At 71.0% G+C, this 14,009-nt stretch carries 14 protein-coding genes; 9 read left to right on the top strand and 5 right to left on the bottom strand.

Features of this window, described 5'->3' with window-relative positions:
• The first annotated feature begins 62 nt into the window (after positions 1–62).
• Genes AC5Y7V_RS05050 through AC5Y7V_RS05075 form a run of 6 tightly spaced genes read left to right on the top strand, consistent with a single transcriptional unit; the run spans position 63 to position 5,874 of the window.
• Complete coding sequence (locus AC5Y7V_RS05050) at positions 63–1,433, top strand: glutamyl-tRNA reductase (protein ID WP_499878971.1); 1,371 nt, start codon at positions 63–65, stop codon at positions 1,431–1,433.
• A gap of 13 nt (positions 1,434–1,446) precedes the next feature.
• Entirely contained in the window at positions 1,447–2,391 is a 945-nt protein-coding gene (hemC, locus tag AC5Y7V_RS05055) for a hydroxymethylbilane synthase (RefSeq protein WP_499879612.1), read from the top strand.
• Between the two features lie 22 nt (positions 2,392–2,413).
• On the top strand, positions 2,414–4,081 hold the full coding sequence (locus AC5Y7V_RS05060) for a bifunctional uroporphyrinogen-III C-methyltransferase/uroporphyrinogen-III synthase (protein WP_499878972.1): 1,668 nt from the start codon (positions 2,414–2,416) through the stop codon (positions 4,079–4,081).
• The gene (gene hemB / locus AC5Y7V_RS05065) at positions 4,081–5,061 is read left to right on the top strand and encodes a porphobilinogen synthase (RefSeq protein ID WP_499878973.1); all 981 of its coding nucleotides are present in this window, start codon (positions 4,081–4,083) and stop codon (positions 5,059–5,061) included. Before AC5Y7V_RS05060 ends, hemB begins: the two co-directional genes overlap by 1 nt.
• Positions 5,062–5,074: 13 nt before the next feature.
• Positions 5,075–5,641: a transport-regulating membrane protein Mce1N gene (gene mce1N / locus AC5Y7V_RS05070; RefSeq protein ID WP_499878974.1), complete on the top strand. Its 567-nt coding sequence runs from the start codon at positions 5,075–5,077 to the stop codon at positions 5,639–5,641.
• Positions 5,638–5,874, top strand: a complete 237-nt coding sequence (locus AC5Y7V_RS05075) for a hypothetical protein (RefSeq protein ID WP_499878975.1) — start codon at positions 5,638–5,640, stop codon at positions 5,872–5,874. Before mce1N ends, AC5Y7V_RS05075 begins: the two co-directional genes overlap by 4 nt.
• Here the strand turns inward: AC5Y7V_RS05075 and AC5Y7V_RS05080 are convergent.
• Entirely contained in the window at positions 5,871–6,185 is a 315-nt protein-coding gene (locus tag AC5Y7V_RS05080) for a hypothetical protein (protein WP_499878976.1), read from the bottom strand. The genes AC5Y7V_RS05075 and AC5Y7V_RS05080 overlap by 4 nt on opposite strands.
• A complete protein-coding gene (locus AC5Y7V_RS05085; RefSeq protein WP_499878977.1) occupies positions 6,186–6,842 on the bottom strand; it encodes a DJ-1/PfpI family protein in 657 nt (218 codons plus the stop codon).
• A 74-nt stretch (positions 6,843–6,916) separates the two neighbouring features.
• On the opposite strand from AC5Y7V_RS05085, the gene AC5Y7V_RS05090 reads away from it, so the two are divergent.
• Positions 6,917–7,870 carry a GlxA family transcriptional regulator gene (locus AC5Y7V_RS05090; protein WP_499878978.1) on the top strand — a complete coding sequence of 318 codons (954 nt, stop codon included), beginning with the start codon at positions 6,917–6,919 and terminating at the stop codon, positions 7,868–7,870.
• On the opposite strand, the gene AC5Y7V_RS05095 is transcribed toward AC5Y7V_RS05090, so the two are convergent.
• On the bottom strand, positions 7,867–8,298 hold the full coding sequence (locus AC5Y7V_RS05095) for an STAS domain-containing protein (RefSeq protein ID WP_499878979.1): 432 nt from the start codon (positions 8,296–8,298) through the stop codon (positions 7,867–7,869). The genes AC5Y7V_RS05090 and AC5Y7V_RS05095 overlap by 4 nt on opposite strands.
• A gap of 319 nt (positions 8,299–8,617) precedes the next feature.
• On the opposite strand from AC5Y7V_RS05095, the gene AC5Y7V_RS05100 reads away from it, so the two are divergent.
• Complete coding sequence (locus tag AC5Y7V_RS05100) at positions 8,618–9,859, top strand: acyltransferase family protein (protein ID WP_499878980.1); 1,242 nt, start codon at positions 8,618–8,620, stop codon at positions 9,857–9,859.
• 168 nt (positions 9,860–10,027) lie between these two features.
• On the top strand, positions 10,028–10,723 hold the full coding sequence (locus AC5Y7V_RS05105) for an Rv0518 family GDSL lipase (RefSeq protein ID WP_499878981.1): 696 nt from the start codon (positions 10,028–10,030) through the stop codon (positions 10,721–10,723).
• Between the two features lie 226 nt (positions 10,724–10,949).
• On the opposite strand, the gene AC5Y7V_RS05110 is transcribed toward AC5Y7V_RS05105, so the two are convergent.
• Entirely contained in the window at positions 10,950–13,064 is a 2,115-nt protein-coding gene (locus tag AC5Y7V_RS05110; RefSeq protein ID WP_499879613.1) for an acyltransferase family protein, read from the bottom strand.
• Between the two features lie 51 nt (positions 13,065–13,115).
• The gene (locus tag AC5Y7V_RS05115) at positions 13,116–13,976 is read right to left on the bottom strand and encodes an alpha/beta hydrolase (protein WP_499878982.1); all 861 of its coding nucleotides are present in this window, start codon (positions 13,974–13,976) and stop codon (positions 13,116–13,118) included.
• Positions 13,977–14,009: the final 33 nt, after the last annotated feature.

The following is a 14,009-nucleotide window of genomic DNA, read 5'->3' on the forward strand; positions in this document are numbered from 1 at the left end:
GTTTACCGTGGACACCAGTTCAGTTACTGGAGAAGCAAGGGAGCTGGCCAGGTGATGCTGCCGTGAGCGTCCTGCTCTTCGGGGTTTCGCACCGCAGTGCGCCGGTCTCCGTCCTCGAGCAACTCAGCATCGACGAAGCCGATCAGGTCAAGATCGTCGATCGGGTGTTGCAGTCGCCGCTGGTGACCGAGGCGATGGTGCTCTCGACATGCAACCGGGTCGAGGTGTACGCCGTCGTCGACGCGTTCCACGGCGGGTTGGCGGTGGTCGGCCAGGTGCTGTCGGAACACTCCGGCATGTCGATGGGTGACCTGACCAAGTACGCCTACGTGCGCTACAGCGAGGCCGCCGTCGAACACCTCTTTGCCGTCGCCAGCGGCCTCGATTCGGCGGTGATCGGCGAGCAGCAGGTACTCGGCCAGGTGCGCCGCGCCTACGCCGCCGCCGAGACCAACCGCACCGTCGGCCGGGTCCTGCACGAGCTGGCCCAGCGGGCTCTGTCGGTGGGCAAGCGGGTGCATTCCGAAACCGCCATCGACGCCGCCGGCGCCTCGGTGGTGTCGGTCGCCCTGGCCATGGCCGAACGGCGGCTCGGCGGGCTGGCGGGCAAGACGGCCGTGGTGATCGGCGCCGGGGCGATGGGCGCGCTGTCGTCCGCGCACCTCGCCCGGGCCGGCATCGACCGCGTCCTGGTGCTCAACCGGTCCCTGACGCGCGGGCAGCGGCTGGCCCGCAAGATCCGCGAGTCCGGCGTGCACGCGGAGGCGCTGACCCTCGACCGGCTGGCCGACGCGCTGGCGGACGCCGACGTCGTGGTCAGCTGCACGGGCGCGGTCAGCCCCGTGGTGTCGCTGGCCGACGTGCACCACGCCCTGGCCACCGCGCGCCGGGACGAGGCCAACCATCCCCTGGTGATCTGCGACCTGGGCATGCCGCGCGACGTCGACCCTGCGGTGGCCGGGCTGCCCGGCGTCTGGGTCGTCGACGTGGAGCGCGTCCAACACGAGCCGTCGGCGCACGCCGCGGCCTCCGACGTCGATGCCGCCCGCCACATCGTGGCCGCCGAGGTCGCCACCTACCTGGCTGGCCAGCGGATGGCCGAGGTCACCCCGACGGTGACCGCCCTGCGCCAGCGCGCCGCCGACGTCGTCGAAGCCGAGCTGCTGCGCCTCGACAACCGGCTGCCGGGCCTGGAGAGCGCCCACCGCGAGGAGGTGGCCCGCACCGTGCGGCGGGTGGTGGACAAGCTGCTGCACGCGCCGACGGTGCGGATCAAGCAGCTGGCCAGCGCCCCCGGCGGCGACAGCTACGCCGAGGCCCTGCGCGAACTCTTCGAACTCGACCAGACCGCTGTGGACGCCGTCGCCGCCGGCGAATTGCCCGTGATGCCAAGCGGTTTCGACGCCGGCATGCCAAAACCGTCCGGCGAGTAGCCGATTGGCGCACGTGATCCGGATAGGCACCCGGGGCAGCCTGTTGGCCACCACCCAGGCCGGCGTCGTCAGGGACGCCCTGATCGCCAACGGCCACCCCGCCGAGCTGGTGACCATCGCGACGGCGGGTGACCGGTCGTCGGCGCCCATCGAGAGCCTGGGTGTGGGCGTCTTCACCACGGCGCTGCGCGAGGCCATCGTCGACGGGCGCGTGGACGCCGCGGTGCACTCGCACAAGGATTTGCCCACCGCCGACGACCCGAGGTTCACCATCGCGGCGATACCGCCGCGCAACGACCCCCGCGACGCGCTCGTCGCCCGCGACGGGCTGGTGCTGGGGGAGTTGCCGGCGGGTTCGCTGGTGGGCACGTCGTCGCCGCGACGGGCCGCACAGCTTAGAGCATTGGGTCTCGGTTTGGAAATCCGCCCCCTACGAGGCAACCTAGATACCAGGTTGAACAGGGTAAGCAGTGGTGATCTTGACGCGATCGTGGTCGCCCGGGCCGGTCTGGCCCGGCTGGGCCGCCTCGGCGATGTCACCGAGACGCTAGAGCCGGTGCAGATGTTGCCAGCACCGGCTCAAGGCGCGCTCGCCGTCGAATGCCGCGCCGGCGACGAGCTGGCGGCGGTGCTGGCGGAGTTGGACGACGCCGACACGCGCGCGGCGGTCACCGCGGAGCGAGCCTTGCTGGCCGAACTGGAGGCCGGTTGCTCCGCACCGGTGGGCGCGATCGCCGAAGTGGTCGAGTCCATCGATGAGGACGGCCGGGTCTTCGAAGAGCTGTCGTTGCGTGGCTGTGTGGCGGCGCTGGACGGGTCGGATGTGATCCGGGCGTCCGGAGTCGGCACTCCCGGTCGGGCGCGAGAGCTAGGGCTTTCGGTCGCCGCGGAGCTGTTCGAGCTGGGCGCGCGGGAGCTGATTGGGGGGGCGCGGCAAGACCCCGCGCGAGGAAACTGAAGAGAGTCACTTGGGAGCGACAATGACGACGCGAGGGCGTAAGCCGAGACCGGGCCACATCACGTTCGTGGGCTCGGGCCCCGGCGACCCGGGACTGTTGACGACACGGGCCGCCTCGGTGCTGGCCAACGCCGCCCTGGTGTTCACCGACCCCGACGTGCCCGAGCCCGTGCTCGCGCTGATCGGCAAGGACCTGCCACCGGTCTCCGGCCCGGCGCCGGCGGACCCGGCCGCCGCGACGCCCGGGGATGCTGCCGACGGCGACGCCGCCCAGGCGGCGCCCGCGGTGATCTCGGCCGGCCCCGACGTCCGTCCCGCCCTCGGCGAGCCCGCGGAGGTGGCCAAGACGCTGGTCGCCGAGGCCCGTTCCGGCGTCGACGTGGTGCGGCTGGTGGCCGGCGATCCGCTGACGCTCGACGCCGTCATCACCGAGGTGAACGCCGTCGCGCGCAGCCACCTGCACGTCGAGATCGTGCCCGGCCTGGCCGCCACCAGCGCGGTGCCCACCTACGCCGGCCTGCCGCTGGGCTCGTCGCACACGGTCGCCGACGTGCGCGACCCGCACGTCGATTGGGACGCTTTGGCGGCGGCTCCCGGCCCGCTGATCCTGCAGGCGACCGCGTCGCACCTGGCCGACGCGGCCCGCGCGCTGATCGAGCACGAACTGGCCGAGGGCACCCCCTGCGTGGTGACCGCGCAGGGCACCACCTGCCAGCAGCGTTCGGTCGAGACCACGCTGAGTGGGCTGACCGACCCGGCCGTCGTGGGCAGCACCGACCCGGCCGGCCCGATGACCGGCCCGCTCGTGGTGACCATCGGCAAGACGGTGGCCAGCCGGGCGAAGCTGAACTGGTGGGAAAGCCGCGCGCTGTACGGCTGGACCGTGCTGGTGCCCCGCACCAAGGACCAGGCCGGCGAGATGAGCGAGCGGCTGACCTCCTACGGCGCGCTGCCGATCGAGGTGCCGACCATCGCCGTCGAGCCGCCGCGCAGCCCGGCCCAGATGGAGCGGGCCGTCAAGGGCCTGGTCGACGGCCGGTTCCAGTGGGTGGTGTTCACCTCCACCAACGCGGTGCGCGCGGTGTGGGAGAAGTTCGGTGAGTTCGGGTTGGACGCCCGCGCGTTCTCCGGCGTCAAGATCGCCTGCGTCGGCGAGTCCACGGCCGACCGGGTCCGCGCCTTCGGGATCAGCCCCGAGCTGGTGCCGGCCGGCGAGCAGTCCTCGCTCGGTCTGCTCGACGACTTCCCGCCCTACGACAGCATTTTCGACCCGGTGAACCGCGTCCTGCTGCCGCGCGCCGACATCGCCACCGAGACGCTGGCCGAGGGGCTGCGCGAGCGCGGCTGGGAGATCGAGGACGTGACCGCGTACCGGACGGTGCGCGCCGCGCCGCCGCCGGCGGCCACCCGCGAAATGATCAAGACGGGCGGCTTCGACGCGGTCTGCTTCACGTCGAGCTCGACGGTGCGCAACCTGGTCGGCATCGCCGGCAAGCCGCACGCCCGGACGATCATCGCGTGCATCGGCCCCAAGACGGCCGAGACCGCCGCCGAGTTCGGCCTGCGGGTCGACGTTCAGCCCGACACCGCGGCCGTCGGCCCCCTGGTCGACGCCCTGGCCGAGCACGCCGCGCGGTTGCGGGCCGAGGGCGCGCTGCCGCCGCCGCGTAAGAAGAGCCGCAGGCGCTAGTGGCGTACCCGCGGCAGCGCCCGCGCCGGCTCCGCTCGACCCCCGCGTTGCGTCGCCTGGTGGCGCAAACGTCCCTGGAGCCAAGGCATTTGGTGCTGCCGATGTTCGTCGCCGACGGAATCGACGAACCGCGGCCCATCGCGTCGATGCCGAACGTGGTTCAGCACGACCGGGATTCGCTGCGGGCGGCCGCCGAAGAGGCCGTCGCCGCCGGCGTGGGCGGGCTGATGCTGTTCGGCGTGCCGCGCGAGCAGGACAAGGACCCGACGGGCTCGGCCGGCACCGACCCCGACGGAATCCTCAACGTGGCGCTGCGCGACCTGGCCAAGGATCTCGGCGACGCCACCGTGCTGATGGCCGACACCTGCCTGGACGAGTTCACCGACCACGGGCACTGCGGCGTCCTGGACGCCCGGGGCCGGGTGGACAACGACGCCACCCTGGCCCGCTACGTCAAACTGGCTGTGGCGCAAGCGGAGTCGGGCGCGCACGTGGTCGGACCGAGCGGGATGATGGACGGCCAGGTGGCCGCGATCCGCGACGGCCTGGACGCCGCGGGCTACGCCGACGTGGTGATCCTGGCCTACGCGGCGAAGTTCGCCTCGGCGTTCTACGGCCCCTTCCGCGAGGCGGTGAGCTCCAGCCTGTCCGGGGACCGGCGCACCTACCAGCAGGAGTCGGGCAACTTCCGTGAGGCGTTGCGCGAGATCCGGCTGGACCTCGACGAGGGCGCCGACATCTTGATGGTCAAGCCCGCGATGGGCTACCTGGACGTGGTGTCCGCGGCGGCCTCGATCTCGCCGGTGCCGGTGGCCGCCTACCAGGTCTCGGGGGAGTACGCGATGATCTGCGCCGCGGGCGCCAACGGCTGGATCGACGAACGGGCCGCCGCGCTGGAGTCGTTGACGAGCATCCGGCGCGCCGGCGCCGATATCGTGCTCACCTATTGGGCCGCGGACGCGGCGGGCTGGCTTTCGTGAGACGGGGCGCGCTTTGACATCGGAGACCACGGTGAACGGCGCCGAACCACGGCCGCTGTTCTACGAGCCCGGCGCGAGCTGGTGGTGGGTGGCGCTGGGCCCCGCGTCGGCCGGCGCGATGGTGCTGATCGAAATCTGGAGCGGCGCCAAGGTGTCGCTGGTCGTCCCGGCGATCTTCCTGGTGCTGGTGTCGGCGTTCGTGGGGTTGCAGGTGAAGGCGGCGCGGATCCACGTCTCCGTCGAGCTGACCGAGGACGCCTTGCGGCAGGGCACCGAAACCATCCTGGTGCGCGAAATCGTCAAGGTTTATCCGGCGCCGGAGCACCACGAGGCGTCCGGCAAGGAGCTGGCCAGGTGGCAGTCCGCCCGGGCGCTCGGCGAATTGGTGGGCGTGCCGCGCGGCCGGATCGGGATCGGCCTGAAGCTGACCAACGATCGCACCGCCCAGGCCTGGGCGCGCCGCCATCGTCACCTGCGCGCGGCGCTGACGCCGCTGGTTCAGGAGCGGGTGGAGCCCGCCGGATCCGACCTCGCCGACAACGATCGCGACGACGACTTCGAAGACGGGTCGCCGTCGTGATCGGCCGCGTCCGGGCCCTGGTCGCGCTCGCCCTGGCCTGCGCGGCGCTGGCGAGCGCGGGGATCGCCTGGGCGCACGCGCGCCACACGGTCCGCGTCGCGCCCATCGCCGACGGGCAGCCGTTCACCACGTCGCTGGTCTACAACCCCCAGCTGCTGTTGCTGGCCCTGGTGCTGGTGACGACCGCGGGAGTGCTGGCGGTGCTGGGCATCGCGCGGCTGCGGCGGGGCTAGGGGCTCGGGGACCGGCTGCTGCGCGTGCCCGCCACTGCCGACCGCGGCAGCCGACCGGCCCGCGAATGGCCGCCGAGTGAATCGCCGTCGACGACGACGTCGAAAGCCAGATTGAGCCGCATCGGCTTGGTCACCGACTGCCGCCAGGTCACTCGGTCCCCATCTATCGAAATGTCCTGCAGCGCAACGGTTTCACCCTTGTAGGTAGCCGTCCCGGCGGCGCCGTCGACGGCCTGGTCGAAGGTGTAGGACACCGCCAGAGAGCCGATCGGCGTCTTGATGGTGACGTCCCATTCACCGAACACGCTCATTCACACCTCCATCGGTTCGCGCCCGGCCGGAGTCCACACCGTGCCGCGGCGCTCGTACTCGAACATGTCCTCGACCGCCCGCGCGATCCGCGGTCCGTAGGAGCGCTCCAACAGATACAGCGCCAGGTCCAGGCCGGAGGTGACTCCGCCGGCGCTGATCAGGTCGCCGTCGTCGACGACCCGTGCCCGCACCGGGTGCACCCCCGCCGCTTCGAGAAGGTCCATGCCGAGGTGATGGGTGACCGCGTGGCGGCCCTCGATCAGCCCGCTCATCGCCAACACCAGCGAGCCGCCGCAGACGGTCGCCACGGTGACCGCGGGATTGGCGAACGCCTCGCGCATCAGCGGTGTCAGTGCGGTGTCGGTCGCCCGGGCCAGCAGCACCGGGATCGTCGCCACCCCGTCGTCCGGGTCGCCCGCAATCGGCCCGTTCGCGCCCGGAACCACGACGTATCCCGGCTTGCCGGGATCCAGCGCGCCGCCCGCCGTGAGCGCCAGGTGACGGGTGCCGCTGACGACCGGACGCGCGCCCTCGGCCGAAACGAGCTCGACGGCGAGGTCTCCGCCAACCGCGTCGCCGCCGGCGGCAAGCACCTCGAACGGGGCGACGACGTCGAGCGGGTCGAACCCGTCGAACATCACGATCTGCGCATACACCCGTACGAGGTTTGCCGACGCGGGCGCCGCCGGCCAGTGGCCAAACAGCCATGTTTCGCCGGTATATTGCCAACATGCACCGCGTGGTGGCTGTCGCGCTGCCGGACACCGTCGCCTTCGACCTGGCCACTCCCGTCGAGGTTTTCGGCCGAGCCCGCCTACCCGACGGCTCGCCCGGATACGACGTCCGCGTGTGCGGCGCCGAGCCCGTGGTGACCGCGGGACCCATGCGCATCGCGACCGAGCTGGGCATCGACGCCCTCGCCGAGGCGGATACCGTCGTCGTGCCCGGCCGCAACGACGTCACGACGCCGGTCCCGAAGGACGTCACGGCCGCACTGAAAGCCGCGTACGCCAAGGGGATTCGGATCGCTTCCATCTGCAGCGGTGCCTTCACACTCGCGGCGGCCGGGCTGCTCGACGGCAAGCGGGCGACCACGCATTGGCTGGCCGCGGAGCAGTTCCGGGTCGCGTTTCCCGCCGTCACGCTCGATGCCGACGTGCTCTACGTCGACGAGGGGCGGGTGCTCACGTCCGCGGGTGCGTCGGCGGGCCTGGACCTCTGCCTGCACATGGTCGCCCGCGACTACGGGGCCGCGGTTGCCGCCGAGGCGGCGCGGCTGGCGGTGGCGCCGCTGCATCGCAGCGGCGGGCAGGCGCAGTTCATCGTGCGCAACCGGCGGCCCGGCAATACCGAACTCGGCCCGCTGCTGGCATGGATTGAGGAACACGCGTGCGAGGAGCTCAGCCTCGTCGACGTCGCGGCCGAAGCGTCCAGCAGCGTCCGCACCCTCAACCGTCGATTTCAGGCCGAAACCGGTCAAACTCCCATGCAGTGGGTCACCGGCGTGCGGATCCGGCACGCGCAGGAACTGTTGGAGCGAACGCCCGACAGCATCGAACTCATCGCCCGCCAGGTCGGCTTTCGGTCAGCGTCCAGCTTTCGGGAACAGTTCAGACGGGTCGCCGGGGTGTCGCCACAGGGTTATCGGAACACGTTCCGGGAGCGGGGCCTCGAGAAAAACTAAGCCGTCTTCTTGATGAGCGGCAGCACGAGCTGACGGCGGCTGACGATGGCCTCGGCGAGGTTGCGGAGCGCCTCGTGCGGGGAGCGCGCGATCGGGAACTCGCCCTGGTCGCCCAGCAGCCCGGTGATCGCGGGGCCGGCGACCAACGTCCACTCCACCCCGGCGGCGCGGCAGTCCTCGTCGAACCGGCGCACCAGCGAGATCCCGGCCGCGGCAAAGTGGCCCACGCCGCTCAGGTCGAGCACTACGGGGTTGCTCCCGAGGGTGTATCGCCACAGGTACTCGCTGACCCGCTCGACGTTGCCGGCGTCGACGTCGCCGCGGACGGTCACCACGGTCGCCAGGTGACGGCAGTGGGCGCGAATCTGGGCGCCGCCGCAATCGAACGTGCCGTAGCCGTGCCGAGTCGCGACATCGGTGATCGTCATGAGCGCCCCATTCCCTTCGGACCTGTCCCCTTAAAGGTGCCCGCTAAATCTAAGGAGACCGAAAGCCGGCCCTAACTCTTTGCTAAGAAGCCACTTTCGGGGGCTCTGGCCTGGGCCGAAGCAACGTCGGCGGCTTGCGCGCGGCGACGCGGGCCGCCCGCCGACATCCCGTGGCACGCCACGGCCCATCACGCGATCGACGCGCTCGCGCTGTTACGCTTCGTTGGCTGCCGGTTGTCGGTCGGGGGGCTTGTCATCGCCCGGTCAGCCGGCACCCATAGGGATACGAAACAGCGAGAGTCCAGGCGGAAAGAGCAACGTGCGCGGCGCAGAAATCAGGGGTGAGATCAAGGCCCTGACCGGACTGCGCATCGTCGCCGCGGTGTGGGTGGTGCTGTTTCACTTCCGGCCGATGCTGGGCGACGCGTCGCCCGACCTGCGCGACTCCCTCGCGCCCGTGCTCAACTGCGGGGCCCAGGGCGTCGACCTTTTCTTCATCCTCAGCGGGTTCGTGCTGACCTGGAACTACCTCGACCGCATGGGCCGGTCGTGGTCGATGCGCGCCACCCTGCACTTCCTGTGGCTGCGGCTGGCAAGGGTGTGGCCGGTGTATCTGGTGACGCTGCACCTGGCCGCCCTGTGGGTGATCTTCACCCTGCACGTCGGGCACGTGCCGTCGCCCGACGCCGGCCAGCTCACCGCGATCAGCTACGTGCGCCAGATCCTGCTGGTGCAGCTGTGGTTCCAGCCGTTCTTCGACGACTCCAGCTGGGACGGGCCGGCCTGGTCGATCAGCGCGGAATGGCTGGCGTACTTGCTCTTCGGCGTGCTCGTCCTGCTGATTCTGCGCATGAAGCAGGCGACCCGGGCGCGCAGCCTGATGGTGCTGGCGTTCGCCGCGTCGTTGCCGCCGGTGGTGATGCTGCTGGCCAGTGGCCACTTCTACACACCGTGGAGCTGGCTGCCGCGGATCGTGACGCAGTTCGTCGCCGGCGCCCTGGCCTGTGCGGCCGTGCGCAGATTGCGGCTGACCGATCGCGGTCGCCGCGTCGCCGGGTACGTGTCCCTGCTCCTCCTGGCGGCCATGGTGGGCGTCCTGTACTGGTTCAACGCGCACCCGATCGGCGGTGTCGTGGAGAACGACAGCGGCGGGGTGGTCGACATGCTGTTCGTTCCGCTGGTCATCGCGCTGGCGATCGGCGTGGGTGGCCTGCCGCGGATGCTGTCCACCCGGGCCATGGTGTACGGCGGGCAGATCTCGTTCTGCCTGTACATGGTGCACGAGCTGGTGCACACCGCCTGGGGATGGGCGGTCGAGCAGTTCGAGCTCACGCCGCAGGACAACCCGTGGAAGTGGAACGTCGTCGGGCTGTTCGCGATCGCCGTCGGCATGTCGATCCTGCTGTATCACTTCGTTGAAGAGCCGGCCCGCCGCTGGATGCGCAGGATGGTCGACGTCCGGCCCGCGAGCGCGCAACCCGAACCGGCCGGCGACCCGGTCAGCGCCAAGGTTCGCCCGATCGAGGATGCGCGGGAAGCGATTTCGGCCCGCGCGGTGTGAGATTTACCTCGGCGCGCGAATCGGGTCGCGCCCGGAACCCGTCGATACCATGGCGATAGCGCACGGCCGCCATTGCGCGGATTGACGCCCGGGTCGCGTCGTTTCCTCGTACGATTCCGTTGATTTGGATGCGGCGCACGACGATGCAGCTTTCGGGGGGAGGTAGCGGTGAGTCGCCTGGTCACGCTCTTGCTCGGCCTCGCCCTGGTGGCGGGTGTCGTCCTCGCGGACCCGGCGCGGGTTCGCGGCTACCAGACCATGACCCTGGATTCGCGGCTGAACCACGTGGCCGTGGTCGGCGACTCCTACACCACGGGAACGGACGAGGGCGGCCTGGGCCCGAAGTCGTGGACCGCCCTGGCCTGGCACACGCTGGCCCAGCGCGGCGTGCGGGTGGTGCCGGACGTGTCGGCCGAGGGCCGGGCCGGCTACGGCGTGCCGGGCGACCACGGCAGCATCTTCGAGGACCTGACCGGCAGGGCGGTCAAGCCCGAGGATGCGCTGGTGGTTTTCTTTGGGTCGCGCAACGACCAGGGCTTCCATCCGGAGGATCCCGAGCTGCTGGCCGCCAAGGTGCGCGACACCTTCGGTCTGGCGCGGCTCCGGTCGCCGTCCGCCCGGCTGCTGGTGATCGGGCCGCCTTGGCCGACGGCCGACGTGCCCGATTCCGTCCTGGAGATCCGCGACGTTCTCAACGGCGCGGCGCGGGCCGCGGGGGCGACGTTCGTCGATCCGATCGGCGATCGCTGGTTCGTCGACAGGCCCGACCTGATCGGACCCGACGGCGTGCACCCCAACGATGCGGGACATCAGTATCTGGCGGACAAGATCGCGCCGCTGATCGGCATGCAGCTGTCTCGGTGATCGCTCGGTGACAAGCTAAAGCCTCAGGCGCGCAAGGCTTTAGGCTAGTCGTCCGCGTGGCGCTCGTAGTCCCATTGCTCCAGGCGCGTTTGCAACTGCATCAGGCCGACGCCCGCGACGGGCGCGATGGCCGCAATGCAGATCAACAGCAGCGGAGTCATCTTGAAAACCTCCAAACACCTTTCACTGATATGACGTTCGTCCGCGGCGAGAAGTTCATTACGCGTCACCCATCCGCCAGCGCGCGGTCCGCCAGCGCACCGATCACCGGCGTCAGCAGTTGCGCGTATTCGGTCGTGATGTGGTTGTCGTCCCGGAAAACCAGAGTGTTGCCGACGATCACCGGGCAGCGGTCGGCGGCGCAGAACAGGTCGGTCAGGTCGGCGTACTGCCCGCCCGCGACGGTGGCCGCCGCCCGCTCGGCGCCGATGCCGTCTTCGTCGAGCGCGGCGGATCGGGCCGGCGCGCACGCGGTGGCGTCGTCGAGGTGACCCGACAGGCAGGCGGGCACGGGGCCGTGCGGATCGGGGGCGGGGCCGAGGACGAGCACGTTCGCGCCGGTGCTGCGCAAGTCTTCGACGGTGCGGCCCAGGGTGTCGATCCACGCGGGATCGTATGAGGTGAAACCGAAGTCGGCCCCGTAGCGCCGGCTCATGTCCAGCACGACCAGGCGGGGGCGCTCGGCCTTCAGCCGGTCCATGATCTGGCCGCGCCACTGGACGCATTCGGTGTATTCGCGGCCCAGATAGGGGCTGGTGATATGGAGGTCCTGCAGCGGGCAGGTCACCTTGGCCAGCGCCTCCAGCCGCCAGTGCCGCTGCTCGGCGATCCGCTCGAAGGCCGGCTCCCACATGGCGGCGTGCGAGTCGCCGACCAGGGCCACCGTCGTCGGTGACGCGAGATCGCCCGTCGCGCACTCGCTTTGACCGACGTCGCGCCACGAGCGCACGCATCCGTTGACGAAGACGGCGGCCTTGTCGGCGGGTGCCTTGGCCAGCGGCGGGTCGAGGTTGGACGGGACGGCCCGCAGCGCCACGGACGCGGCGACGGCCTCGCGCACCTGCGCGAGGGCCTGGCGCAGCGCCGCTTCGGTTTGGCTGACGGCGGGGACGTTCGGCGCGGGCACCGCGACGATGTTGGCCTTCGGGGCCGCCACCCCATGACCCGCCGGCACCGGCGTCAACGCCAACAACAGCACGCACGCGCAGGCGGCCGCCGCGCTGGCGGCGCCGGCCACCGCGAGGCTGGCCGTCACCGATTGGCGCAGGGCGGCGGCGAACCGGCCGGGGTCCTCGACCAGGTGCAGCGTGATCACGGCGAGGCCGGCGGAGACGGCTGTCGCGGTCAGCCGGGCCGGTAGCCCGGCGGGCTCGCCCAGCAGCGCCGGCATGAGCAACAGCACCGGCCAGTGCCACAGGTACCACGAGTAGGACACCCGCCCGACGGCGCGCATCGCCGGCTTGCACAGCACGCGGCCGGCCCCGAGGCCGCCCGTCACGCTGCCCGCGCCGATCACCAGCGCGGTGCCCAGCACGGGCAGCAGCGCCGCGGTGCCGGGGTAGGGGGTGCCGGCACCCAGCTGGGTGCAGGTGAGCACGATCAGCCCCAGACCGCCCCACCCGGCGATGGCCGCGGGCAACAGGGGCAGCTTGCGCCACTGCGGGATCGACAGGGCCACCAGGCCGCCGGCCGCCAGCTCCCAGGCGCGGGTGGGCAGCGAGAAGAACGCGAAGGCCGGCGACGTGCGGGTCCACAGCACGCCCGCCGCCAGCGACGCCGCGCCGACCACTGCGAGCACCACCGCGTACGGCGCGGCCCCGCCGTCGCCCCTTTTCGCGCGCCGGACCAGCCACGCGGTGCCGATGATCAGCACCGGCCACACCAGATAGAACTGCTCCTCGACGCCGAGTGACCAGTAGTGCTGGAACGGCGAGGGGACGTCGGAGGACAGGTAGTCGGTGCCGCGCAGGGCGAACCGGTAGTTGCCGACATAGAGAGCGCTGGCGATGCCGTCGAGAAACACGCTGCGCGCCTGCAGGGGTGGCAGCACCGCGGCCGCCGCCGCGGCGGTGACGACGCCGACGGTGGCCGCGGCGGGCAGCAGGCGCCGGGCGCGCGCGCCGTAGAACCGGCCCAGCCGGACGGTGTCGGTGGTGGTGACCTCGCGCCACAGCAGGCGGGTGATGAGGAAGCCGGAGATGACAAAGAAGACGTCCACGCCGATGTAGCCGCCGGGGAGTCCCGGGATGCCCGCGTGGTAGAGGACCACGGCGATGACCGCGACCGCGCGCAAGCCCTCGATGTCGGGCCGGAAACCCTTCCGGGAGGTACGCCGCTCCACTCGACGTGGGCCGCTGGCGAGCACTTCCTGCCGGACTGTCATCTGAGTGGCCTAGGTCGCCATCCAGGTCAGCTCGCCCGGCAATTGCGTTCGCCAGTAGCCCATGTCGTGTCCGCCGAGGGAGAAACTGCCCGCCGGCTTGGTCTTCAGCTGGGCAACGAATTGCCTTGTGGCGAAATAGAAACGGTCGAAGGTGCCGCAGTCGACGCGCAGCGGAATCGAATTTAGCGCCGGCACGCCCACGACGCTGTTCTGCACCCAGTCGTCGTAGCTGTCGAAGGCTCCCTCCTCGCTGCCGGTGAAGGAGGTGTACAGCGCCGGGCTGATCGCGCAGATCCCGGCCGTGCGCGCCGGGCCCAGCTTGGCGCCCAGGTGCAGCGCCCCGTAGCCACCCATCGACCACCCCATGAAAGCCACCCGGGAGGTGTCGAAACCCATCGACGACAGCATGGGCAACAACTCGTCGAGCACCATCGCGCCAGGATCCTCGCCCGAGGCCCTGTGGTGCCAGTAGCTGTTGGCGCCGCCGTCGACACCCACCACCGCGAATGCCGGCTTGCCTTCCTTGACCAACTGCGCCAACGCCTTCTCGACACCGCAGTCGAGCATCATGTTGGCGTCGCCGTCCTTGCCGTGCAGCGCGATGACCGGACGCAGGGTGCCGGCTTCGGCCTTCTGTCCCGGAGGCAGGGCGATCACCCAGTTGGTCTTGGCGCCGCCGCGGGCCGCCGAGACGAAGGAACCGGTCAGTCTGTTCGGCAGGTTGCTGCTGGCTGCCGACGGCTCGAACGGGGCGGGAGCCGCTTGCGGCTTGATCGGATCCAGCAGGGCGCCGAGGGCGAACACGCCAGCGGCCCCCAGGCTGGCACCGGCGCCCATCCGGAGCACCGCCCGGCGTGTCAGGTCAGGCATGATCGCAATGATGCCGCGCCGAGCCGGCATTAC

It is taken from the genome of Mycobacterium sp. NGS34 (assembly GCF_059812845.1).